Here is a 22864-nt window from a genome sequence, read left to right as displayed (position 1 = left end):
CAAGGAGCCCGACATGCCCTTCCTCGCACCTCCCGCCGATACCGAACGCGCGGGCCTGCGCGGCTTCCTCCGCCAGCAGCTCGATGCGCTCCGCCACACCACCTTCGGACTGACGGAGGCGCAGATCCGAGCGTCGCCCGCCCGGAGCACACTCACGCTGGGTGGGCTGATCAGCCATGTCGCCTTCGTGGTCGACGCGTGGGCGCTTCGCGCCGAGTGCGCGCCCGACCGTCCGGCGGTCGATCCCGAATTCGACGGCGACATGACCGACAAGGGCTTCGACCTCGACACCGAGGACACACTCGAGTCGCTGCTCGCCGCGCTCGACGAGGCCTCCGCACGCATTCTCGCGGTGGCGGAGGCGGCTGACCTCGACACCGTGGCACCCGTTCCCGACGCGCCGTACTTCCCCGACGACCTGCACGGTTGGACCGTCCGGTGGATCCTCCTGCACGTGATCGAGGAGGTCGCCCGACATACCGGCCACGCGGACATCCTCCGCGAGCAGGTCGACGGGGCCACGGCGTACGAACTCGTCGCCGCCGCGGAGGACATGGGCGACCTGGGCTTCGTCCGACCGTGGAGCCCGTCGTCAGCGCAGTAGGTCGCGCCCGATCACGCCCGGCGAGACGGCGCCGCACCACCCGGCACGAGCGATCTCCGGCGCCCGCGATGTATTCCTGTTGACTTAGAGCGCACTCGAAGGCTTAGCGTTGCTCACGTGGTCGCATACACGGAGGAACTCGCCGCCATCGTCGGTTCGCGCGGGCCGCTGCCCAACACCGCGGCGATCCTCGCCGGGCCGGCGCAGGAGGGGCCGCTCACCGTCGCCGAACTGGCGGAACTGGTGGGCGTCTCGGCACACACGCTGCGGTACTACGAGCGGATCGGGCTGGTCACCGTCGACAGGGACGGCGCCGGGCACCGCCGGTACGGCCCGGAGGCCATCGCGCGGGTGATCTTCCTGACGCGACTGCGCCTGTCCGGGATGCCGATCGCGGACATCACCGAATACGTGCACCTCGTCGACGGCGGCGACGCGACCGTGCCCGCCCGCCTGGCCCTGCTCACGGCGCACCGCGCTCGCACCGTCGCGCAGATCGAGGAGCTGCAGTACTCGCTCGCGGTCATCGACTACAAGATCGCCACGTACGGCGGCGGCCTCGGAACCTGCGTCGCCGAGGCCGCCGATGCCTTCGAACCCCAAGACTCCCAGGAGGATTGACATGCTCCCCACTCGCACCCTCGGCACCCTGCAGGTCTCGGCCCTCGGCCTCGGCTGCATGGGCATGAGTCACGCCTACGGCTCGGCCGACCCGGCCGAGTCCCTCGCCACCCTGCACGCGGCCGCCGACGCCGGGGTCGCGCTCTTCGACACGGCCGACATGTACGGCAACGGCGCCAACGAGGAGTTCCTCGCCCCGTTCCTCGCGGAGCGCCGCGACGAGGTCGTGCTCGCCACCAAGTTCGGCTTCGTCAATGACGAGAACGCCAGGCCGATCGGCCTCGACGGCCGCCCGGAGCGCGTCGCGGGATGCGTGGACGATTCGCTGCGCCGCCTCGGCATCGACGTCATCGACCTCTACTACCTGCACCGCGTCGACCCGCAGGTACCGGTGGAGGAGACCGTGGGCGCGATGGCCGAGCAGGTCGCGGCCGGGAAGGTCCGCGCGCTGGGCCTGTCGGAGGCCTCCGCCGAGGACATCCGCAAGGCCGCCGCGGTGCACCCGATCGCCGCGCTCCAGTCCGAGTACTCGATCTTCACCCGGGACGTGGAGGACGGTCCGCTGCAAGCCGCCCGCGAGGTGGGCGCCGGACTGGTGCCCTTCAGCCCACTCGGCCGCGGACTCCTCACCGCCGACCGCGCCGCGGTCGCGAAGGCGCTGAGCGGGAACGACTTCCGACACTCCATCCCGCGCTGGCAGGGTGAGAACCTCGAGGCGAATCTCCGGCTCGTCGACCGGATCGACGCCATCGCCGCGGAGCTCGGGTCCGACGGGGCGCCGGTGACCGCCGCGCAGGTCGCGCTCGCCTGGGTGCTGGCGCAGGGCGACGACATCGTGCCGATCCCCGGCACGACCCGCCGCAAGCACCTCGGGGACAACCTCGGCGCCGCCGCGGTGGCGCTGACCGACCCCCAGGTCGCGGAGCTCACCGCGCTCTCCGCGGTGGGCGAGCGCTACCCGCAGCGCACGCTCTTCCGACGCTGACTGGTTGACCCGGTTGACCGATCCTCCGAGCCGTCGTATGGCGACCGCAGCCGCCGGGCAAGGGGATCCCAAGGAGTCGCTCCGATCATGGACTCATGCATCCACATGCAATGCCGACGCAGCGCGCGACAGGACAGATCCAGCTCCACTGCCGGCGCGGGCGCCGCGGGTTCTGGGTCAAGCTGAGCCTCTTCGAGTGGATCACGAACCTGCTCTGGACCCGGGATCCACTCGACCTCGTCCCCGATCCGACATGGACGAGCGTGAGCTACGCCGTCGGCGGTGTCATCAGCAGGCACCCGATGCTCCCCACATGGGGGACGAACATCATCACCGTGGAGGCCGGCGATCACATGCTCAACGTCTGGTGCGAGACCGGCCTCAACCCGGAACCTCTGCATCTGCCCATCCGAGTGGTTCCCGGTCAGACGGTGAACGTCTACTACAACGCACCACAGGCGAAGAGCCGCCCCGCCACTCTCGGGTTCACGCCGTCCTGACGGGCTCGGGACTCGCCCACCGTGCAACCGCGGCCAGGACCGCCGCGGCCACGAGCACGCCACCCGCGGTGAGGAAGGCCGCGTCGTAGCCGTCGCCGAGCATCGGCGCGACCACCAGCGGCCCCACGATCTGGCCGATCCCGTACCCGGCGGTGAGGACGGCGGCGGAGCGTGGGATGCCGATCCGGGCTCCCGCCTCCATCGACAGCATCACGGCGCCGATGAACGTGCCGCCGAACAGCACCGCCGAGACCGCGGCCGCGGCGGGCCCGCGGACCAGGGCGGGCAGCACAGCGGAGACCACCTGCAGCAGGAGCGCGATCACCAGCAGCGTCTCCGCCGAACGGTAGCGCCGCAGCCGCGCCCAGATCAGCGGCGACACCGCGGCCGCGAGGCCGACGATCACCCACGCGGCCGGGCCCTCCCACCGCTCTCCACCGACCGCGACCGCGGCCACGAGGAAGGTGCCCAGCACGATGTACCCGAGGCCCTCGAGGAAGTAGCTGATCCCGAGCGCCCAGCCGGCGAGGCCGGGCCGGGGCGGGGAGGCACCGTCGGGCCGCCCGACGGTGCCCCGCCCTCCAGGCGGAAGCCGCCACGCGAACAGTCCGAACAGGGCCGTGGCCACTGCGGACACCCACCACAGCGCCTGCCAGCCGACCACCTCGCCCAGCCCGACGACGAGCAACCCGGATACCGCGATCCCCACGCCCACACCGCAGAACGCGGCGGCGGTCCCGGCGACGGCACCCGCGCAGTAGACGAAGACGACCGCGCTGGCGAGCCCGGCGATGAGCCGTACGGCGGACCAGAGCGGCACGTTCACGGCGAGCACCATCGCGACCTCGCTCGCGACGAGGGCGACCAGCGAGACGCGCAGCAGCATCGGACTCCGGGCCGACCGCGGCCAGATGGCCAGCGCCAGCGCCCCGAGGAAGTAGCCGAGGTAGTTGAACGTGGCGACCACCGCCGTGGAGCTGGGCGACATGCCGGTCTGCTCCTGCATGAGCGGGAGGATCGGCGTGTAGACGAATCGTCCCAGCCCCATCGCCGCCGCGAGTCCGGCGAGTGCCCCGAAACCGAGTTGCCGTGTATTCACTACGCCATTCTAACGAGCGGCGTTCTTCTGCTCGCCGGGGAGGAGCAGCGCGAGGACGAGGGCGGCAGCGACGAGGCCCGCGCTGACCAGCAGGGCACCGCGGTACCCCGGGAGGACGGAGGCACCGTCGTTCAGCGCGGCCGCGACCGTCACGAGGATCGCGAGGCCGAGCGCACCACCGACCTGCCGGAAGGTGTTGAGCGCGCCGGACACCATGCCCGCGGCCGACGGGGCGACGGCCGCGGTCGCGACGTTCGGCAGGGGAAGGAAGACCATGCCGATTCCCACCGAGGTCACCAGCGACGGGACGAGCACCGCGCGGACGAAACCGCCGTCGGCGGGGAGCGGTGCGAACAGCAGGAAGCCGACCGTCGCGAGCGCCGCGCCGATCAGCACGACGCGACGGGCGCCGATCTTCGGCATGAGCCGGGTCGCGACCTGCACTGCCACCACGATGCCGAAACAGAAGGGCAGGAACATCAGTCCGGTCCTGGTCGCCGAATAGCCCAGTCCCATCTGGAGATACAGCGAGACGAAGTAGAAGGCTCCGAACTGTCCGGCGACGACGAACGCGAGCACCAGACACGGGACCAGGACCTCGCGTCGCCCGAGGACGCGGAAGTCGACCAGCGGCACCGTCGTTCGACGCTCGACCGCGACGAAGGCGCTGAGGAGGACCAGCGCGACGGCGAACCAGCCCACCGTGCGAACGCTTGCCCATCCGTTGTCGGTAGCCGCGACGATCCCGTACGCCAGCACCGTCAGGCCCGCGGTCGCGAGCACTCCTCCGGCCCAGTCCGTTCGACGGTCGGCCCCCTCCACCGGCCCCGGCGCGGCGTAGGTGAACACGAAACCGACCGCGGCGACCCCTGCACCGCAGGCGATGACGGTGCGCCATCCGAAGGCGTCGGTGAGCACGCCGGAGAGGACCACACCGACCGCACCGCCGACGGCGGCACCGATCGCGATCGCGGCGAATCCCCTGGCGCGCTGCGCCGGTTCGCGGAAGGTCAGCGCCACCGACGTGATCGCGGCGGGCGCGATCGCGGCGGCGCCCACGCCCTGGAACACGCGCACCGCGATCACCTGCCACGGCTCGTGGCACAGATACGTGCCCAGGGAGGCGATGGTGAACAGCGCGAAGCCGAAGCGCAGCAGCGTTCGCGGGCCGAACCGGTCGGACAGCCGTCCGGCCAGGAGGAGCAGGCCGCCGAAGACGACGGCGTAGGCGTTGACGACCCACGAGAGCCCCTGGGGGCTGAAGTGCACGTCATCGCGGATGGCCCGCAACGCGACATTGGTGACAGAGGCATCGAAGGCGACGAGGAACTGCGACAACCCGGCGAGGAGCAGCGCCGCCCGCACGGAGACTTTTTGTGTATCGAGTAACATAATTAGCAAGGGTAGCCTCATACAGGATCGACCACAAGACCGCTCCGTCAGAATGGGCTGCATGCGTCAGATCACTCCACGCCGCGGCCGACCCCCCAGCATCACGCGCGACCAGATCGTCGAGCGGGCACTCGTGCTGCTCGACGACGTCGGCGCGGACGGGCTGACCATGAAGTCCCTCGCGGCCGACCTGGGTGTGACCACCATGGCGCTCTACCGGCACGTGGACGACAAGGAGAACCTCCTCGTCCTCTCGCTCGACGCGGTCGCCGAGCCCCTCGGAGCGATCGACTTCCCCGACGACCCGCGCGATCGCATCACGACGGCCATGACCGAGCTCTACCGCACGCTCACCGCGCATCCATGGGTCCCCGAGGCACTGATCCGGCCGCAGCGCGCCGGCCGCGGCGCGCTCCTGCTCGTCGACGCGGTGCTCGGCGCCGCCCACGACCTGACGGGCGACCACCGGACCGCCCTCGCGGCGTACCGGGCGCTGTGGAGCCTGACGCTCGGCAGCGTGCTCTCGCACCTGCGCCAACGCGCCGAGGGAACACCGCTGACCACCGAGCGCATGGACGACCTCGTGGCCACCCTGCCCCCCGGAGCCGTGCCGAACCTGCGCGCGTGCGCCGAACTGGACGGGACACCGTCGACCGTCGACGATTTCGCCGCCGGCCTGGCGGCGATGATGACGGGCCTCTTCGGGCCCGCGGAATCGTAGGTCAGAAGGGCTGGTCGGCCGGCTTGTTGGCGAGGACGTGCACGTAGTAGTCCTTGAGTCGCAGCTTCGACGCGGCGGCCTCGTCGATGACGACGGTGACGTGCGGGTGGAACTGCAGGACCGAGGCCGGATTGATCGCGGCGACGGGCCCCTCGACGGTGGCGGCGATCGCCTCGGCCTTGCCCTCGCCCGTGGCGAGGAGCAGCAGGTGCTCGGCCTCCGAGATGGTGCCCAAGCCCTGCGTGAGCACGTGGATCGGCACCTCGTCGATCGAGGAGAAGAACCGGGCGTTGTCCTCGCGGGTCTGCGTGGTCAGCGTCTTGATGCGGGTGCGGGACGCGAGTGAGGAGACGGGCTCGTTGAAGCCGATGTGCCCGTCGGTGCCGATGCCCAGCAGCTGCACGTCGACGCCGCCGGCGGCCTTGATCGCATCCTCGTAGCGCTTCGCCTCGGCCGCGATGTCCGCAGCGGTGCCGTCCGGCCCCTCGACCTTGGCGTCCGGGATGTCGACGTGCGAGGTGAACTCCTTGCGGATCACCTCGCGGTAGCTCTCCGGGTGCCCCTTCGGCAGGCCGACGTACTCGTCGAGGTTGAAGGACACGCAGCCGGAGAAGCTGAGCCCCCCGGCCTGGTGGCGACGGATGAGCTCCTGGTACGTGGCGAGCGGCGTGGAACCGGTGGCCAGCCCCAGCACGGCCGGACCACGCTGCACGTGATCGGCCACGATGTCGGCGGCGGTGACGGCAACGTCGGCAGGGGTCGGGCGGATCACGATTTCCATGCGCCCATCCTAGAGCCCGATCACGCTCCGTACCCGCAGTTCAGCCAAACTGGTCATAACCAAAATCACGGAACCCGACGGCGCCCCGCGAGGCCGGTGACGAGCAGCACCACAGCGGGCACGCCGGCCAGCAGCGCGAAGCCGAAGGCGCCGAAGATCCCGCCGAGCAGACGCGGCATGTCCGGCCGCTCGCCGAGCACCACCTCGGTGTAGCCGGGTGCGGGCGCGCACGTCGCGGTGATGCGACCGCCGCCGGTGTCGAAGGTGCGCAGCACCATCCGGTTCTCGACGGTCACGGCGCCGGACACCTCCCGCAGGGGGACCGGAGCACCGTCGGGCCCGGTCAACAGGCACGACGGCGCACCCTCCTTCACCCGCGTCACGGCGAGGACCGCGTACTCGGCGCCGGACGGGAGCTCGACGGTGTGCGGCGCACCGTCGAGCGGGACCACGTGCGCGTCGAGGCGGAACTGCGGCAGCGTGAGCGTGAGGATCAGGACGATCGGCACCACGATCGCCGCGAGGAGCAGACCGAGGCCGAGCCGGATCCGCGTGGCCGGCCTCACCGGCGCGAGCGGCGCACGACGGTGACGATGATCAGCACGATCCCCGCGACGCCGAGCACACCCGCCGCCCCGATCGCGCCGAAGATGCCGCCGACGGCCTTCCCGATCTCGGGGTACTTCCCGACCCGCAGGGTGGTGTCGGACGACCGCGCTGTGCACGTCACGTCGACCTTGCCCGATCCCGTGTCGAAAGTCCCGAACACCCGCCAGCCGTTCAGCGACACCTCCCCCGACGGTCGCCGGACCGTGATCGGTCGACCGCCCGTCGCGGCGACGACGCACGAGGGCACGTCGTGCAGGAATCCGTCGCCGGAGCTCGGCACGAACAGGGCGTACTTCTCGCCGGCAGGGAGGCTCAGCGAGTGCCGCGCACCGTCCGCGGAGAACTCGTCGCGATCACCACCGAACGCGGGGACGATCAAGGTCACGACGAGGACGATCGGCACCACCACGGCCGCGATGAGCAGGCCGATCCCCACCCAGACGCCCGTCCGGCCCGGCCGCGGCTTCGACGGCACGGCTGCCTGCGGCACGACATAGGGCTGGTACGGCTGGGGCGATTCGCCCGGATCCGGATAGTTCACGATTCCACGTTAGTGCAGATCACACCCACCCGGGTGGACGTGACGCTCGCCGCATCCGGTTGCTCGAGTTGTATTCTGCAACTACCGTCGTGCGGCATGACAGACATGCTCCGCAGGACCCGTACCGGGGCCCCGTCGGACGGCATCCTCATCGCCGTCCTGTGCCTCGGCGGCCTCCTCGCCTCCCTCATGCAGTCGCTGGTGGTGCCGCTCGTCGGCCGGCTGCCGCACCTGCTGAACACGACCTCGGACAACGCGTCGTGGGTGATCACGTCCACGCTGCTCGCCTCCTCGGTGGCGATGCCGATCGCCGGTCGTCTCGGCGACATGTACGGCAAGCGCCTGATCCTGCTCACCAGCCTGTTCAGCCTGATCGCCGGCTCGCTGATCTGCGCGCTCTCGCACACCCTGCTGCTCACCGTCGTGGGTCGCTCGTTCCAGGGCTTCGCCATGGGCCTGGTCCCCGTGGGCATCTCCCTCATGCGCGACGAGCTGCACGCCCGCAAGATCCCCGGCGCGGTCGCCCTCATGTCGGCGATGCTCGGAGTGGGCGGCGCGATCGGAATCCCGTTCGGCGCCTACATCTCCGAGCACTTCGACTACCACACGCTGTTCTGGTTCTCGCTCGCGCTCGGCGTGATCACCCTGGGCCTCGTCTACGTCGTGGTCCCGGAATCGCCGAACCTGCACCCCGGGAAGTTCGACGTCGTGGGCTCGCTCGGCCTCAGCGCGGGCCTGGTCTCGGTGCTGCTGTCGATCACCAAGGGGCAGAGCTGGGGCTGGACCTCGGCGGCGACGATCGGCTGCGCGGTCTTCGGCGTCCTCGTGCTGCTGGCGTGGGGATGGTGGGAGCTGCGCACCCGCGAATCCCTGGTGGACCTGCGGATCTCGGCGCGGCGCCCGATCCTGCTGACCAACCTCGCCTCGATCATGGTGGGTTTCGCGATGTTCTCCCTCATGCTCACCATGCCGCAGCTGCTCCAGATCCCCGGCGCCGCCGGTTACGGTCTGGGCCTGACGATGCTCAACGCGGGTCTGTGGATGGTGCCCGGCGGCCTGGTGATGATGGCACTCTCCCCCGTGTCCGCACTGCTCACGCAGCGGATCGGCGCGCGACTGACGCTCGCGCTCGGCGCCGCGATGTCGGCGGCCGGGTACTTCGCACTCCTCGGGCTGACCGACGCGACGTGGAAACTCTCACTCGGCTCGATGATCGTGTTCGGCGGTGTGGGCGTGGCCTATTCGGCGATGCCTGCGCTGATCATGGGCAACGTCCCCGAGACCGAGTCCGCCGCCGCGAACGGCCTGAACTCGCTGATGCGCTCGATGGGCACCGCTGTGGCGTCCGCCGTGATGGCGACCGTGCTCACGCGCGAGGTGATCGTGCTGGGCGCGGGCACCCCGCACGCCGTCGAGTTGCCCGCCGAGTCGGCGTTCACCAGCACGTTCGTCATCGCCGGCGTCGTGGCCGCCGTCGCCGCGGTGGTCGCAATGGCGATCCCGCGGACCGCTACGCCCGCTTCTTCCGAGGCTTCCGCTCCGGCAACGGATTCGGCTCGAACTCAGGAAAACCTGGAAGCATGTGCTCGAAGGGCTTGAGGTTCCACAGCGGTTCGCCGCGCGACATCCGCCAGTCGAACTCGCGGCGGATCGCTGTGGAGAAGCCCAGCTCGAGCAGGGTGTTGAAGTCGCCGTCGGCGGCCTCGAGGACCTGACCGAGGACACGGTCGAGCTCGTCCTCGGTGACCTCGGCGAACCGGCCGGTCAGGTAGATGTCGCCCGCGTTGTCGAGCGTGTACGAGACGCCGTACAGCCGCCGGTTCCGTTGCAGCAGATAGCGGTACACGCCCTCGAAGTTCTCATCGACGTGCCGGCACACGAAGGCCTCCACCCGCGCGCCGTGCTTCCCGAGCGTGAGCAGCGTCGTGGTCTTGAGCTTCTTGACACCGGGCAGCTCGATCACGAAATGCGCCAGATCGCTGCCGGACGCCTCGCGGCGGGCGAAGTCGAGTTCGCGGTCGTCGAGCGCCGTCTCGACCTGCTCCGGCGTCATCGTCATACCCGCACTCCTGCCCTGCGCCGCCTGCGGCGCACCGTCTGCGTCGCAGCGCGCCGCGCATCGATCGCCTTGGCGTAACTCTCCAGCAGTCCGTCGGCCGTGCGGGCCCACGAGAACTGCCGGGCGTGGGCGGCAGCACCGTCGGAAAGCCTGTGCCGCAGTGCGGGATCCGCGGTGAGCTCGTCAAGGACGGCCGTCCAGGACCCGGGCTCGTGTCCGTCCACGAGGCGACCCGAGACACCGTCGGCGACGGCGACCGGGAGCCCGCCCACCCGCGCGGCCACGACGGGCGTTCCGCACGCCTGCGCCTCGACGGCGACGAGCCCGAAGGACTCGGAGTAGCTGGGGACGACGACCACGTCGGACGCGCGGTAGACCTCGGCCAGCCCGGCGGGCGGGCGCGGCGGGCCGAAGGTCACGGAGTCCTCGATCCCGAGCTCCCGGGCGAGGGCGATCAGCGCGTCGGGCCGCTCGAGCCCCGTGCCCGACGGTCCGCCGACCACCAGGACACGGATCCGGCGCTCCGGATGCGCGTGGATCAGCGGGGCGGCGGCACGGAGCAGCAGGTCGGGGGCCTTGTGCGGCTGGATGCGGCCGACGAAGGTGAGCACGATCTCGTCGTCGGCGATGCCGAGCTCGCGGCGGGCCGCGGTGCCGTCGCCTGGCGTGTAGGTGTTCAGGTCGGCGCCGGGGTAGACCACGTCGATGCGGCTCTGCGGGACGTCGTGGATCGCGGCGAGCTGGCCCGCCTCGACCTCGGTGTTGACGATCAGCCGGTCGGCCTCGTCGGAGACCTGCTGCTCACCGATGATGCGGGCCTGCGGCTCGGCGGTATCCCCGATCGCGAGGGCGTTGTTCTTCACCGCCGCCAGGGTGTGGGCGGTGTGCACCAGCGGCACGCCCCAGCGGTCGCGGGCCAACCAGCCAACCTGGCCGGAGAGCCAGTAGTGCGAGTGGATGAGGTCGAAGTAGCCGGGCTCCTCGCGGGCCTCGGCGCGCTGCACGCCCGCGGCGAAGGCGCACAGCTGCGCGGGCAGGTCCGTCTTGTCCAGGCCCTCGAAGGGCCCGGCGACGATGTTGCGCACTCGGATGCCGGGCGCGGCCTCGACGATCGGCTGGTCCGCCGACGCCGTGGCACGCGTGAAGATCTCCACCTCGATGCCGCGTTTCGCGAGCTCCAGGGAGGTCTGCCAGATGTAGACGTTCATCCCGCCGGCGTCACCCGTGCCGGGCTGGGCCAGCGGCGACGTGTGCACCGACAACACCGCGATCCGGCGCGGCGTGACGGCGGCCGCGGACTTACCAGTAGGCACGCCGTCCAGCTTAACCCCGCCCGATCAGCGCGCCAGTCCGAGGAGCTCGCGGGCACTGCGGGCCGGGTCCACCACGAACGGGGCGTGTCCGCCGCCGTCCCACCAGGACAGGGTCGCGTTCGGCAGGACCTTCGCGTGGTGCTCCGCGGTCGACGGTGCCACCACCTCGTCATCCTTTCCGTGCTGGATCAGGACGGGGAAGGTCCAGGACGCCAGGTCCGCATCGTGGTCGACGGTGCGCCGGAACAGCCCGCCGCGCACGGCCGGGGGCGTGGCCAGGGCGATGCCGAACTGCTGCTGGGCGACGGGGCCGAGGACGTCCTGGTCGAAGCCGTGCGGCAGCATCCTCAGCTTCGCGAGCGCGGTGATGGCCTTGCCCGCGTGCGCGGACAGGGCGGCCGGGAGTGCGGCGTTCATGGAGTCGCCGGTGACGCCGCCCGGGAACGGCCCGGTCTCCTTCGCGCCGCCGATGGAAGTGATGGCGCCGATCAGACCGACGGCCTTCACTCCGTCGGTGCCGTGGGTCGCGAGATGGTCCGCGATGATCAGGCCGCCGTAGGACCAGCCGACGGGGATGACCTGCTCCAGGCCGAGGTCGCGGCGGACCACGGCGAGGTCGTCGGCGAAGCGTTCGGTGGAGTAAGGATGATCGGAATCGGGCACCGAGCTGCGGCCGTGGCCGCGGTTGTCCACCGCGACCACGCGATGTCCGGCGGCGGTCAGCTCGCCGATGAATGCCGCGCCCCACGAGTCCGAGCTGGCCGACCAGCCGTGGACCAGCAGGAACGCCGGCTTCGCCGGTTCCGCACCCTCCGCGTAGTCGGTGTAGTAGATCTCCGTGCCGTCGTACGAGACGGCCAATCCCACAGAACGAGTCACGGGATCGAGGCTATCGCCGCGGCTCCGATCGGGCCCGCAGGGCCCGGAACATCGCATCGACGGGGTGCCACTTCTCGCGGACACTCGGATTCTGTCCAAACCGGACGCGCTGTCCATGTCGGCCATAATCCGAGTGCGCGCGGATCAGACATGTCAGCGGTCGGCGTCCGGGCGCAGACGCTTCACCCATCGCACCCAGAGCCAAATCTCTGCCGCCAGCAGTCCCACCGTGGCCACGACCCAAACAGCAACAAGCACCACGTCAGGGGCGCCCATTGCCATGAACGGCAGCGGGATGATCCTTCCGACAATGAAGGTCAGCGCCAGCATGAGCGCACAGAAGAGCGGATAGGCGAGGACCAGTGCGATCACGGCGAAGGCGTCGCCACCTTCTTCTCGCTCGCGGATCTGCTTGCGTGCGACATGTGCCATCGGCACCGTGACGAACGGCAGAATCGGCAGCACCAAGGAGAGGACGAAGGCGACGACTGCCAGAACGTTCGTCGTGCGGGGCGGAGCGACGGGGACCCACTGGTACTGACCGGGAGGGCCCGGCTGCGTGGGCGGGAAAGGCTGAGGCGGCCGGTTGTCCCCGTGCGGCGATACGGATTCGGTCACACCACGCAGTGTCAATCGTCGCGCACGGATTGTCTGTCCCCCGATCGGACTACAGCGCCCATCTGACGCGGATCAGGCTAATCCCCGAACCGCTACGCGGGTTCCTGCTCCAACACGATGCTCTCGCCATCGCCGAGTTCGACGGAGACCCGTAGCTCCCCGCCGAGGGCGGCGACGTACGCCTGCAGGGTGCCGAGTTCGGTGCGGCCTAGGTCACCGCGCTCGATCTTCGAGACGCGGGCCTGCGACACGCCCATGACCTCGGCGATCTCGACCTGCCTGAGCATGCCGAGTTCCTTGCGCAGCTCGGCGAGTTTGTGGACCGCCTGGGCCCGCTCGACGTGGCGGCGCGCCGCTGCCACGCGAACCTCGTCGACCTTGCCCGACTGCACGGCCTCCGCGCGAATGTCCTGCCAACTACGAGCCATCACGCACCTCTCGTCGCGCCGTTCCAGCATCGCGGAATCAATCGGACCACGGTCCGGTTAATGGTAGTGTCAGCTTCACCAGCCAGTCCCGAGGAGGACGTCATGCCCGCCGTCACCGCAGACACCCTGACCCTGCCGCGCATCGCCGCGGCGGCACCGTCGGACACCGAACGCCCCGTCCGGAAGATCACGACCGGGCCCCGCGGCCACGAGGGCGAGGGATTCCCCGTGGTCCGCGCCTTCGCGGGAGTCCACCCGCGCGATCTCGACCCGTTCATCCACATGGATCAGATGGGTGAGGTCGAGTACGAGCCCGGCGAGCCCAAGGGCACCAATTGGCACCCGCACCGCGGCTTCGAGACCGTCACCTACATGATCGACGGCCTGTTCCAGCACCAGGACAGCCACGGCGGCGGCGGACTGATCCAGGACGGCGCCACCCAGTGGATGACCGCCGGCTCCGGCATCCTGCACATCGAGACCCCGCCCGCCGAGCTCGTCGAATCCGGCGGCACCTTCCACGGCATCCAGCTGTGGGTGAACCTGCCCGCCGAGGAGAAGTTCACGACGCCCGCCTACCAGAACCTCGAGGGCGGCCAGACCACGCTCGTGACCACCCCGGACGGCGGCGCGCTGATCCGCATCGTCGCGGGCGAGGTCGACGGGAACGCCGGCCCCGGCTCCACCCGCACCCCGATCAACTTCGTGCACGCGACCATCGCGCCCGGCGCGGAGGCCTCGCTGCCGTGGAACCGCGACTACAACGCGCTGGTCTACGTACTGAGCGGGCGCGGCACCGTCGGGCCCGTGGGGCACCCGATCCACCAGGGTCAGCTCGCGCAGCTCGGCCCCGGCGACCGGATCACCGTGGCGGCGGACGAGTCGCAGGACTCGAACCGTCCGGCGATGGAGGTGTTGATCCTCGGCGGTCGGCCGATCCGCGAGCCCGTCGCGCAGTACGGCCCGTTCGTGATGAACACCAAGGCCGAGCTGATGCAGGCGCTCGAGGACTACAACGCCGGCAAGTTCGGCATCATCCCGCCCGACGCACTGATGCCGCACGTCGTGCGGTAGTAGCCTCGCGCCATGCAGGAGTTCCGCGACGCGGTCGAGGCCAAGGACGACGAGGCCGTCGAACGCACACTGGCCGAGAACGTGGTGTTCCACAGCCCCATCGCGATCACGCCGTACGAGGGCAAGCCGACGGTGGCCGCGATCCTGCGCGCCGCGCGTCGCGTGATGGGCCCGGACTTCCGCTACGAGCGCGTCATCAGCAGCGCGGACGGACGCGACCACACTCTCGTCTTCACCACCACGATGAAGGGGAAGGCGGTGCAGGGCTGCGACATCCTGCACCTCGACGACGACGGCCGGATCGACGACTTCACCGTCATGGTCCGGCCGCTGTCCGGCGTGCAGGCGCTCAACGAGGCGATGGGCGCGCAGTTCGGGCGGATCGTCAAGGAGGCCGAGGAGGCCGGCCGCTAGCCTCGCGCCTCCAGCACCGGCAGCGCCAGCTCGGCCCAATCGATGTTCTCCCGCTCGAAGCTCAGCCCCCTCAACAGCGTGAGGTACGGCCCGCCGAGATGCCGGTCGGCGAGCAACTCCTCGCGACGGCGTTCGCCCAGCCAGGTGCGCTCGAGCCGCTCGTAGTACGCGAGCTTCGCGGACGCGGCGTCCCGGAAGGCGCGCACGGCATCGCACACCGCAGCCGGATCCCCGACCTCGACCGCCTGCACCATGACCATCAGCTCGTCCCGGATCGCCACCGCACGCGGGGCGGTCCGGGTGAACGCCGAGAGCTCCGCGCACCCGTCGTCGGTGAGCCGGAAGACCCGCTTGTTCGGCCGCTTCTCCTGCTCGACGGTCCGCGCGACGATCACCCCGTCGGCCTCCATCCGATCGAGCTCGCGGTAGAGCTGCTGCGGCGTGGCCACCCAGAAGGTGGCGCGGGCACCGTCGAACTCCTTGGACAGGTCGTACCCCGAGGCCTCGCCCATCACGAGGAGCGTGGATTCGATCGCATGCCGCAGCGCCATGTCTTCCATTCTAGTCAACTAGTTGACTATGCTGGCGATACCTACTCAACTAGTTCACTAAGGAGTCAGCATGCGAGAGTTCCGCGCCGCCGTCGAGGCCCGCAACGGCGAGGCCTTCGACGGCCTGCTCGCCGACGACGTGACCTTCACCAGCCCCGTCGCCTTCAAGCCCTACAAGGGCCGGCACATCACCGCCGCGATCCTGCGCGGCGTGCTCCGTGTCTTCGAGGACTTCCACTACCTGCGCGAGATCAACGACGGTGACGATCACGCCCTGATCTTCGAGGCGATGGTCGACGGCAAGAAGATCACGGGCTGCGACTTCATCCACGTCAACGACGCGGGCAAGATCGACGACTTCATGGTGATGGTCCGGCCGCTGTCCGCCGCCCAGGCCCTCTCCGCCGCGATGGGCGCGCAGTTCGGCACCATCTCCGAGGAGGCCGTCGCCGCCGCGCAGGCCGAGGCCGTCGCAGCCGGCTCCGAGGCCTGACGGTGCGTCCGCTCACCCTGGTCCGGCAGGCGCTACGGGTCAAGCGGGACACGCCCCGCCTCCCCGAGGCCGCGGGGCGCACGGGCACGGTCACGGGGTCGGGCACCGTCGGGCGGCCCGACGGTGCGCGGATCGTCGCGCTCGGCGACAGCGTGCTCGCCGGGGTGGGCGTCGAGGACCACCGGGACACCCTGTCCGGGCGGCTCGCCGCGGTTCTCGCCGGCGACGGCGGTGCCGAGTGGGACGTGCGTGCGCGGTCCGGCGCGACCGCGGGCGACGTGCCGACACAGGTCGCCGACCTGGGCGATCCCGACGTGGTGCTCATCTCGCTCGGCGTGAACGACGTGAAGAACCTGCACCGCCGGGCGCGCTGGCGACGAGAGCTCGCGGCCGCCCTCGACGCTGCGCTCGCCGCCGCGCCGCGCGCGCAGGTCCTCCTGCTGGGAATGCCGCCGCTCACCGAGTTCCCCGCACTGCCACCGGAACTGGCCGCCGCCCTCGCCGGCCGCGCCCACGGCTTCGACGCCGACGCCCAGCAGCTCGCCGCCGAACGGCCGCGCGTCGCCCACGTCCCCTGCGCGATCCCCGACGCGGCGGGGATGTTCGGGGCCGACGGCTTCCACCCGTCCGCCCTCGCCCACGCGGCGTTCGCCGAGCAGTGCGCGGCCGTGCTGATCAGCCGCTCGGGGAGCCTGCCGACGGCCCAGCCGGGCTGATCCATGCGGGTTCGACTATTCGACAGCGCAACAGGCCCGCGGCTAATCTAACGACAACGATTCCCATTGTTGTCGTCAGGAGTTCCCCCGTGCGCATCCGCCATCGTCTCGCCCAGGTCGTCGGCGCCACCGCCGTCGCCGCGCTGGCGCTCACCGCGTGCGGAACCGCAGCGTCGGAGTCCGGCGACGGCAAGCCGGCGATCGTCGCGTCCACGGACGTCTACGGAGCCGTCGCCAAGGCCGTCGCGGGCGACGACGCGTCGGTGACGTCGCTGTTCACCAACCCGACCGGGGACCCGCACGAGTTCGAGCCCTCCGCGCAGGACACGCTCAAGGTCAAGAAGGCGGCGGTACTCGTCTACAACGGCGGCCACTACGACGCGTACATGGAGAAGGCCGCCGAGGGTGCGTCCGCGGCGAAGGTCGACGCCGTCGCGCTCCACGCCCCCAAGGGCGATAACGAGCACGTCTTCTACGACCTGCCGACCATGCAGAAGGTCGCCGGCGCCGTCGCGAAAGCGCTGTCCGACAAGGACTCCGCGCACCGCGAGGGCTACGAGAGCCGCGCCAAGGCCTTCTCGACCAAGCTGGACGCCGTGATCGCGCAGGCCCGCGCGATCGGCCACGCCAACCCGGGCGCGAAGATCGCCGCGACCGAGCCCGTGGCCGGCTATCTGCTCACGCTCTCCGGCCTCACCGACGTGGCCCCCGCCCGCTACACAGCGGCCATCGAGTCCGGCACCGACCCCGCGCCCGCCGACATCGCCGCCGCGAACGCGCTGGTCACCGGCAAGCAGGTGCGCGCCGTGGTCCTCAACGCGCAGACCGAGAGCCCCGTCACCACCGCCCTGGCGAAGGCCGCCGAGACCGCGGGCGTGCCCGTCGTCAAGGTCACCGAGTCGCTGCCGGTAGGCGTCGACGACTACGTCGCATGGCAGGCGGCCAACGTCAAGAGCCTGTCCGACGCGCTCGCGCCGCGCCCGTGAGCGCACCGTCGGGCACCCGGTCCGAGGGCGGCGCACCGTCGGGCAAGGGCCCCGTCATCAGCCTGCGCGACGCAGCCCTGCGCTACCCGGACCGCGTCCTGTGGGACGGACTGGACCTCGACATCGAGCCCGGCGAGTTCATCGCCGTACTCGGCCCGAACGGCGCCGGGAAGACCTCGCTGCTGCGCATCCTGCTCGGGCAGACCCACCTGTCGTCCGGGACAGTGCAGGTCAACGGGCGGATCGGGTACATCCCCCAGCAACGCGCCCTCGACGCGTCCGTGCCCCTGCGCGGGCGCGACCTGGTCGGCCTCGGCTTCGACGGTGCCGCCTGGGGCCTCGGCCTGCGGAACCGTAAGGCCCGACGGTCCGCCGTCGACGCCGCCCTCGAGCAGGTCGACGCGGCGGCCTTCGCCGAGGCCCCGCTGGGCTCGCTGTCCGGCGGCGAGCAGCAGCGACTGCGGGTCGCGCAGGCACTGGCCTCGGATCCGACGATCCTGCTCTGCGACGAGCCGCTGCTCTCGCTGGACCCGGGCAACCAGCAGCTCGCCGTCTCGCTCATCGAGCGCCGCCGGCGCGAGCACGACACCGCGGTGCTGTTCGTGACCCACGAGATCAATCCCGTGCTCCCCTACTGCGACCGCGTGCTCTACCTGGTGGACGGCCGGTTCGAGGTGGGGCCGACCGCCGAGGTGATGACCTCCGAGCGGCTCTCGCGGCTCTACCGCACGCCCGTCGACGTGCTGCACGTGCGTGACCGGCTGGTCGTGGTGGGAGGGGAACACTGATGGACCACCTCCGCGAATTCGGGAACCTGTCCCTGACCTGGGAACTGCTGCAGCAGCCCTTCGTGCTGTGGGCGCTGCTCGCGGCAGCGCTGCTGGGCGTGTTGGCCGGCGTGCTCGGTCCGCTCATCGTGTCGCGGCAGATGGCCTTCAGCGTGCACGGCACGTCCGAGCTGTCGCTGACCGGCGCGGCGTTCGCCCTGCTCATGGGGTGGAGCGTGGGCGCGGGCGCGCTGCTCGGCTCGCTGGTGGCGGGGCTGCTGTTCGGGCTGCTCGGGGTGTACGCGCGCGAGCGCGACTCGGTGATCGGCGTGATCATGGCCTTCGGGCTGGGCCTGTCCGTACTGTTCCTGGCCCTGCACGACGGTCGGCAGGGCACGGCGTTCGCGCTGCTCACCGGCCAGGTCGTGGCGGTCGGGCTCTCCGGGGTCACGCTCATGGCGATCACCACGGTCGTGGTGCTCGTGATCCTCGCGGTGATCTACCGGCCGCTGCTGTTCATGTCGACCGACCCCGACGTGGCCGCCGCGCACGGCGTTCCGGTGAAGACGCTGTCGGTGGTGTTCGCGATGCTCGTGGGCGCAGCGGCCGCGCAGGGCGTGCAGATCGTGGGCGCGCTGCTCGTGATGAGCCTCCTCATCACGCCCGCCGCGGCCGCCGCGCGGGTCACCAGCTCGCCCGGCAAGGCGACGGTGCTCTCGCTGATCTTCGCGCTGGTCTCCGCCGTGGGCGGCATCATCCTCTCCCTCGCCCCCGCGCTGCCGGTGTCGGTGTTCGTCACCACCATCTCGTTCCTCATCTACATGGTCTGCCGGCTGCTCGGGCAGCGCGGGCGACGCGGCACCGTCGCGCCGGTCGAGGAGTCGCACGACTGCCGGCACGCGCTACCGTCGAAGGTGTGAAGATCGACCTCAACGCCGACTGCGGCGAGTCCTACGGCGCGTGGACGCTCGGCGACGACTCCGCCCTGCTGGAGGTCGCGACCTCGGCCAACGTCGCCTGCGGGTTTCACGCCGGCGACCCGACGATCCTCCGTGAGACCTGCTCGCTCGCCGTCGAGCACGGCGTCGCGATCGGCGCGCAGGTCGGGTACGCGGACCTGCGCGGCTTCGGCCGCCGGTCCGTCGATGTTCCCGGCGCGGACCTCACCGCCGACGTGATCTACCAGATCGGCGCCCTGCAGGCGATCGCGCGGAGCGTGGGCGGCACCGTCCGATACGTGAAACCGCATGGTGCGCTGTACAACCGGATCGTCACGGACGAGGCGCAGGCCGCGGCCGTCGTCGAGGGCGTGCTCGCGGCCGCCCCCGACCTCCCGGTGCTCGGCCTCCCCGGCTCGGCGTTCCTCCGCCGCGCGGAGGCGGCCGGGCTACGCACGGTGCGCGAGGCCTTCGCCGACCGCGCCTACCTGCCCGACGGTGCGCTCGTCCCCCGCTCCCGCGAGGGCTCCGTCCTGCACGACCCCGACGAGATCGCCGCGCGCGTACTGCGGATGGTCGCCGACGGCACCGTCGAAGCGATCGACGGCACCGAGGTCGAGGTCGCACCCGACTCCGTGTGCGTGCACGGCGACAACCCGTCCGCGGTCGCCGTCGCGCGCCGCCTGCGGACCGTGCTCGACGGTGCCGGCGTGGCGGTCGCGCCGTTCACGCGCTGACGCTCAGCCGATGAACCGCGTCGGGGCGGTGGCGACGAGGCGGACGCAGTGCGCGACCAATTGCTCGCGCGTGACGTCGAGCCGCCCGGACAGGTACTCGGTGAACAACGAGGTCAGCGCGCCGACGAGCCCGATCGACACGAGTCGCCGGGTGGTCTCGTCGACGTGACTCGGCATCGCGCCGGCCACCACCGCGAAGAAGTCCGGCATGCGACCGAGCCCCCGCTCGGACAACGCGGCCTCGCGGTAGGGCGCGAGCAGGAGCACCCGGCCCGCGTCTGGGTTGTCGATGACCAGCTCGACGAACGCGGCGACGGCCGCCGTCGACATCTCAGCAGGGTTCGCCGCGCCGCGCACCGCGCCCACCAGCGCCTCCTGCGCGCGGTCGCTGACATCGTCGAACACCGCCTGCGCGAAGCCGTCCCGGGTGCCGAAGGCCTCGTAGAAGTAGCGCTCCGTGATGCCCGTCGCCCGACACACGGCACGCACCCCCAGCGCTCCCGCCCCCGCACCGCCGAGCAGCGCGATGCCCTCGTCCAGCATCGCCCGGCGACGGTTCTCCTGCCGTTCCTCGAGCGACGTCATCCGTGCAGACTAGCGCAGACGACCGTGCGTCATAGCAAAACTGTCAGGTCAACGCAGCGAACAACGGATCACTGATTGCGGCGCTGCCGCGCGAACTCCGCGAGCACCACACCGGCGGCGACGGACGCGTTCAGCGACTCCACCGACGAGGCGATGGGGATCGACAGGATCGAGTCGCAGTTCTCGCGCACCAGCCGCGACAGGCCCTTGCCCTCGGATCCGACCACCACGACCACGCCGGTGTCGGCCCGGTAGTCGTCGAGGTCCACGTCGCCACCCGCGTCCAGGCCGACGACCTGCAGGCCGGCCGCCGCGTAATCCGCCAGCGTGCGATTGAGATTCGGAGCCTGCGCCACCGGCAGCCGCGCCGCGGCGCCCGCGGACGTGCGCCAGGTGACGGCGGTGACCGCGGCGGACCGTCGGCCCGGGATGACCACGCCGTGCCCACCGAACGCGGCCGCCGACCGGATCACGGCGCCCAGGTTGCGGGGGTCGGTGATGTTGTCCAGGGCGACGATGAGCGGCGCCTCGCCGCGGTCCTGCGCACGGGCCAGCAGGTCGTCCGGGTGCGCGTAGACGTACGGCGGCACCTGGAGGGCGATGCCCTGGTGCAGGCCGTTCTCACTCATCCGGTCGAGCTCGCCGCGCTGCACCTCGAGGATCGCGATGCCCTTGTCGGCCGCGATCTGCACCGACTCGGTGAGCCGCTCGTCGTTCTGCGCACCGATCGCCACGTACAGCGCCGTCGCGGGGACGTCCGCGCGCAGGCACTCGACGACGGGGTTGCGGCCGAGGACGTACTCGGGCCCGTCGTCGGCGGCGCGACCCGCGACCTTGGGCCGTCGCTGCGGCGTGGTCGCGGCCTTCGCCGCGGCCCGCGCCTTCTTGTGCGCGGGATGGTACGGACGGTCCTTCGCGGCGGGGGTCGCCCCACGCCCCTCGAGCCCGCGGCGCCGAACGCCGCCCGACCCCTGGACCTGCCCCTTCTTGGTGCCCGCCTTGCGGACCGCGCCGCGGCGCTGCGAGTTGCCTGCCATCAGTTGCCCGCCTTCTTCGTGAGTGTCCATGCCGAGCCGTCGGCACCGTCGGTGACCTCGATGCCCGCGGCGTGCAGCCGATCGCGCGACGCGTCGGCCTCGGCCCAGTTCTTGTCCGCCCGGGCGGTCGCGCGCCGCTCGAGCTCGGCCTGGACGAGCACGCCGAGGGCGTCCATCGCCTGACCGTCGCCGCCGTTCTCCGTGACCCAGTGCGGATCCAGCGGGTCGACGCCGAGGATCGAGGTCATCGCCCGCACCGAACCGGCGATCCGCCGCGCCTCGTCGAGGTCCCCCGACTCGAGCGCCGCGTTCCCGGCACGCACGGCGCCGTGCACCTCCGCCAGCGCCGACGGTACGCCGAGATCGTCGTCCAGCGCGGCCGCGAAACCGGCGGTCCACACCCCGAGCCCGACCTCCCCAGCCCGCTCGACGGTGCGCTGCACGAACGACTCGATCCGCCCGTACGCCGTGACGGCCTCCTGCAACGCGCCGGCGGAGTACTCCTGCATCGAGCGGTAGTGCGCCTGACCGAGGTAGTAGCGCAGCTCGACCGCCCGGACCTGCGTGAGCAGGTTCGGGATCGACACCACGTTGCCGAGACTCTTGCTCATCTTCTCGCCGGACATGGTGACCCAGCCGTTGTGCAGCCAGTAGTTCGCGAACGGATCCCCAGCGCCGTGGGCCTGCGCGATCTCGTTCTCGTGGTGCGGGAAGATCAGGTCGATACCGCCGCAGTGGATGTCGAACTGCGCGCCCAGGTAGCTCGTGGCCATCGCCGAGCACTCCAGGTGCCAGCCCGGGCGGCCGTCGCCCCACGGGGACGGCCAGCTCGGCTCTCCCGGCTTCGCGGCCTTCCACAGCGTGAAGTCCAGGGGATCGCGCTTGCCGGTGGCCGCGGACTCGCCCTGGTGCACGTCGTCGACCTTCTGGCGGCTGAGCTCGCCGTAGGTCGTCAGGCTGCGCACGCTGAAGTACACGTCGCCCTCGGACGCGTACGCGTGGCCGCGCTCGATCATCCGCTCCATGTAGGTGACCATCTGGGTGATGAAGCCCGTGGCCCGCGGCTCCGCGGACGGGGGCAGCACCCCCAGCGCGTCGTAGGCGTTCGTGAACTCGCGCTCGTGCGTCGCGGCCCACTCCCACCAGGGGCGACCCGCCTCGGCGGCCTTGCGCAGGATCTTGTCATCGATGTCGGTCACGTTGCGCACGAAGGAGACGTCCGTGCCGTTGGCGAGCAGCCAGCGACGCAGCACGTCGAAGGCCACGCCGCTGCGGATGTGGCCGATGTGCGGGACGCCCTGCACCGTCGCGCCGCAGAGATAGATGCCCGCCTTGCCCTCGATGAGGGGCACGAAGTCACGGACCTCGCGGGTCAGGGAGTCGTAAAGGCGCAGCGTCACGACCGTTGATTCTACG

General features: G+C 71.0%; 28 protein-coding genes. 14 read left to right on the top strand and 14 right to left on the bottom strand.

Features of this window, described 5'->3' with window-relative positions:
* Nucleotides 1-13: 13 nt before the first annotated feature.
* The 4 genes from AXK60_RS21100 (at nucleotide 14) to AXK60_RS21085 (ending at nucleotide 2710) form a co-directional block, all read left to right on the top strand.
* A complete protein-coding gene (locus tag AXK60_RS21100; protein ID WP_068574191.1) occupies nucleotides 14-604 on the top strand; it encodes a DinB family protein in 591 nt (196 codons plus the stop codon).
* Between the two features lie 117 nt (nucleotides 605-721).
* A complete protein-coding gene (locus AXK60_RS21095; RefSeq protein WP_068574189.1) occupies nucleotides 722-1225 on the top strand; it encodes a MerR family transcriptional regulator in 504 nt (167 codons plus the stop codon).
* Nucleotide 1226: 1 nt separating this feature from the next.
* Nucleotides 1227-2210, top strand: coding sequence for an aldo/keto reductase (locus AXK60_RS21090; RefSeq protein WP_082778167.1), 984 nt, complete (start codon nucleotides 1227-1229; stop codon nucleotides 2208-2210).
* Between the two features lie 95 nt (nucleotides 2211-2305).
* Entirely contained in the window at nucleotides 2306-2710 is a 405-nt protein-coding gene (locus AXK60_RS21085; RefSeq protein ID WP_139058067.1) for a hypothetical protein, read from the top strand.
* Here the strand turns inward: AXK60_RS21085 and AXK60_RS21080 are convergent.
* On the bottom strand, nucleotides 2697-3809 hold the full coding sequence (locus tag AXK60_RS21080; protein ID WP_068574184.1) for a YbfB/YjiJ family MFS transporter: 1113 nt from the start codon (nucleotides 3807-3809) through the stop codon (nucleotides 2697-2699). The genes AXK60_RS21085 and AXK60_RS21080 overlap by 14 nt on opposite strands.
* Before the next feature lie 9 nt (nucleotides 3810-3818).
* Nucleotides 3819-5174, bottom strand: a complete 1356-nt coding sequence (locus AXK60_RS21075) for an MFS transporter (RefSeq protein ID WP_231855526.1) — start codon at nucleotides 5172-5174, stop codon at nucleotides 3819-3821.
* An 88-nt stretch (nucleotides 5175-5262) separates the two neighbouring features.
* On the opposite strand from AXK60_RS21075, the gene AXK60_RS21070 reads away from it, so the two are divergent.
* Nucleotides 5263-5922 (top strand): TetR/AcrR family transcriptional regulator, encoded by a 660-nt coding sequence (locus AXK60_RS21070; protein ID WP_244881149.1) that lies wholly within the window; start codon nucleotides 5263-5265, stop codon nucleotides 5920-5922.
* 1 nt (nucleotide 5923) lies between these two features.
* Here the strand turns inward: AXK60_RS21070 and nagB are convergent, their stop codons facing one another.
* From nagB to AXK60_RS21055, 3 genes are all read right to left on the bottom strand, one after another.
* Nucleotides 5924-6703: a glucosamine-6-phosphate deaminase gene (gene nagB, locus AXK60_RS21065; RefSeq protein ID WP_068574181.1), complete on the bottom strand. Its 780-nt coding sequence runs from the start codon at nucleotides 6701-6703 to the stop codon at nucleotides 5924-5926.
* A 65-nt stretch (nucleotides 6704-6768) separates the two neighbouring features.
* Nucleotides 6769-7269 carry a hypothetical protein gene (locus tag AXK60_RS21060; RefSeq protein ID WP_068574179.1) on the bottom strand — a complete coding sequence of 167 codons (501 nt, stop codon included), beginning with the start codon at nucleotides 7267-7269 and terminating at the stop codon, nucleotides 6769-6771.
* Nucleotides 7266-7853 (bottom strand): hypothetical protein, encoded by a 588-nt coding sequence (locus AXK60_RS21055; RefSeq protein WP_068574177.1) that lies wholly within the window; start codon nucleotides 7851-7853, stop codon nucleotides 7266-7268. Before AXK60_RS21055 ends, AXK60_RS21060 begins: the two co-directional genes overlap by 4 nt.
* A gap of 96 nt (nucleotides 7854-7949) precedes the next feature.
* Here AXK60_RS21055 and AXK60_RS21050 point away from each other — a divergent pair, with 96 nt between their 5' ends.
* Complete coding sequence (locus AXK60_RS21050; protein ID WP_068574175.1) at nucleotides 7950-9452, top strand: MFS transporter; 1503 nt, start codon at nucleotides 7950-7952, stop codon at nucleotides 9450-9452.
* On the opposite strand, the gene AXK60_RS21045 is transcribed toward AXK60_RS21050, so the two are convergent.
* The 5 genes from AXK60_RS21045 to AXK60_RS21025 form a co-directional block, all read right to left on the bottom strand.
* Nucleotides 9364-9906: a type III secretion system chaperone family protein gene (locus AXK60_RS21045; RefSeq protein ID WP_068745542.1), complete on the bottom strand. Its 543-nt coding sequence runs from the start codon at nucleotides 9904-9906 to the stop codon at nucleotides 9364-9366. The genes AXK60_RS21050 and AXK60_RS21045 overlap by 89 nt on opposite strands.
* Before the next feature lie 2 nt (nucleotides 9907-9908).
* Nucleotides 9909-11225, bottom strand: a complete 1317-nt coding sequence (gene mshA, locus AXK60_RS21040; protein ID WP_068574170.1) for a D-inositol-3-phosphate glycosyltransferase — start codon at nucleotides 11223-11225, stop codon at nucleotides 9909-9911.
* Nucleotides 11226-11249: 24 nt separating this feature from the next.
* Entirely contained in the window at nucleotides 11250-12104 is an 855-nt protein-coding gene (locus AXK60_RS21035; RefSeq protein WP_068574168.1) for an alpha/beta fold hydrolase, read from the bottom strand.
* Nucleotides 12105-12257: 153 nt separating this feature from the next.
* A complete protein-coding gene (locus AXK60_RS21030; protein ID WP_068574166.1) occupies nucleotides 12258-12722 on the bottom strand; it encodes a DUF4190 domain-containing protein in 465 nt (154 codons plus the stop codon).
* Between the two features lie 92 nt (nucleotides 12723-12814).
* Entirely contained in the window at nucleotides 12815-13150 is a 336-nt protein-coding gene (locus AXK60_RS21025) for a helix-turn-helix domain-containing protein (RefSeq protein WP_068575275.1), read from the bottom strand.
* A 102-nt stretch (nucleotides 13151-13252) separates the two neighbouring features.
* Here AXK60_RS21025 and AXK60_RS21020 point away from each other — a divergent pair, with 102 nt between their 5' ends.
* Together AXK60_RS21020 and AXK60_RS21015 are read left to right on the top strand one after the other, a co-directional pair.
* Nucleotides 13253-14224 (top strand): pirin family protein, encoded by a 972-nt coding sequence (locus AXK60_RS21020; RefSeq protein ID WP_068574164.1) that lies wholly within the window; start codon nucleotides 13253-13255, stop codon nucleotides 14222-14224.
* A gap of 12 nt (nucleotides 14225-14236) precedes the next feature.
* Nucleotides 14237-14638, top strand: coding sequence for a nuclear transport factor 2 family protein (locus AXK60_RS21015; protein WP_068574162.1), 402 nt, complete (start codon nucleotides 14237-14239; stop codon nucleotides 14636-14638).
* Here the strand turns inward: AXK60_RS21015 and AXK60_RS21010 are convergent.
* Nucleotides 14635-15189, bottom strand: coding sequence for a PadR family transcriptional regulator (locus AXK60_RS21010; protein ID WP_068574160.1), 555 nt, complete (start codon nucleotides 15187-15189; stop codon nucleotides 14635-14637). The two genes, AXK60_RS21015 and AXK60_RS21010, sit on opposite strands and share 4 nt — an antisense overlap.
* Nucleotides 15190-15259: 70 nt before the next feature.
* Between AXK60_RS21010 and AXK60_RS21005 the strand changes: the two genes are divergently transcribed.
* The 6 genes from AXK60_RS21005 (at nucleotide 15260) to AXK60_RS20980 (ending at nucleotide 19826) form a co-directional block, all read left to right on the top strand.
* Nucleotides 15260-15682 (top strand): nuclear transport factor 2 family protein, encoded by a 423-nt coding sequence (locus AXK60_RS21005; RefSeq protein WP_068574158.1) that lies wholly within the window; start codon nucleotides 15260-15262, stop codon nucleotides 15680-15682.
* A gap of 2 nt (nucleotides 15683-15684) precedes the next feature.
* Nucleotides 15685-16398, top strand: coding sequence for an SGNH/GDSL hydrolase family protein (locus AXK60_RS21000; RefSeq protein WP_068574156.1), 714 nt, complete (start codon nucleotides 15685-15687; stop codon nucleotides 16396-16398).
* An 89-nt stretch (nucleotides 16399-16487) separates the two neighbouring features.
* Nucleotides 16488-17384 carry a metal ABC transporter solute-binding protein, Zn/Mn family gene (locus tag AXK60_RS20995; protein ID WP_068574154.1) on the top strand — a complete coding sequence of 299 codons (897 nt, stop codon included), beginning with the start codon at nucleotides 16488-16490 and terminating at the stop codon, nucleotides 17382-17384.
* Nucleotides 17330-18172, top strand: coding sequence for a metal ABC transporter ATP-binding protein (locus tag AXK60_RS20990; RefSeq protein WP_082778163.1), 843 nt, complete (start codon nucleotides 17330-17332; stop codon nucleotides 18170-18172). The genes AXK60_RS20995 and AXK60_RS20990 overlap by 55 nt, the downstream gene beginning before the upstream one ends.
* Nucleotides 18172-19071, top strand: a complete 900-nt coding sequence (locus AXK60_RS20985) for a metal ABC transporter permease (protein ID WP_068574149.1) — start codon at nucleotides 18172-18174, stop codon at nucleotides 19069-19071. Before AXK60_RS20990 ends, AXK60_RS20985 begins: the two co-directional genes overlap by 1 nt.
* Nucleotides 19068-19826 carry a LamB/YcsF family protein gene (locus AXK60_RS20980; RefSeq protein WP_068574147.1) on the top strand — a complete coding sequence of 253 codons (759 nt, stop codon included), beginning with the start codon at nucleotides 19068-19070 and terminating at the stop codon, nucleotides 19824-19826. Before AXK60_RS20985 ends, AXK60_RS20980 begins: the two co-directional genes overlap by 4 nt.
* A gap of 3 nt (nucleotides 19827-19829) precedes the next feature.
* Here AXK60_RS20980 and AXK60_RS20975 read toward each other — a convergent pair whose 3' ends face one another.
* From AXK60_RS20975 to cysS, 3 genes are all read right to left on the bottom strand, one after another.
* A complete protein-coding gene (locus tag AXK60_RS20975; protein WP_068574145.1) occupies nucleotides 19830-20411 on the bottom strand; it encodes a TetR/AcrR family transcriptional regulator in 582 nt (193 codons plus the stop codon).
* Between the two features lie 68 nt (nucleotides 20412-20479).
* The gene (gene rlmB, locus AXK60_RS20970) at nucleotides 20480-21448 is read right to left on the bottom strand and encodes a 23S rRNA (guanosine(2251)-2'-O)-methyltransferase RlmB (protein WP_068574143.1); all 969 of its coding nucleotides are present in this window, start codon (nucleotides 21446-21448) and stop codon (nucleotides 20480-20482) included.
* On the bottom strand, nucleotides 21448-22848 hold the full coding sequence (gene cysS, locus AXK60_RS20965; protein ID WP_068574141.1) for a cysteine--tRNA ligase: 1401 nt from the start codon (nucleotides 22846-22848) through the stop codon (nucleotides 21448-21450). The genes rlmB and cysS overlap by 1 nt, the downstream gene beginning before the upstream one ends.
* Nucleotides 22849-22864: the final 16 nt, after the last annotated feature.

The sequence above is a fragment of the Tsukamurella pseudospumae genome (assembly GCF_001575195.1).
In the GTDB taxonomy this organism is placed as follows: Bacteria; Actinomycetota; Actinomycetes; order Mycobacteriales; family Mycobacteriaceae; genus Tsukamurella; species Tsukamurella pseudospumae.
The sequence above is the reverse complement of the archived record's forward strand: the minus strand, read 5'-3'. Positions and strand labels throughout refer to the sequence as shown.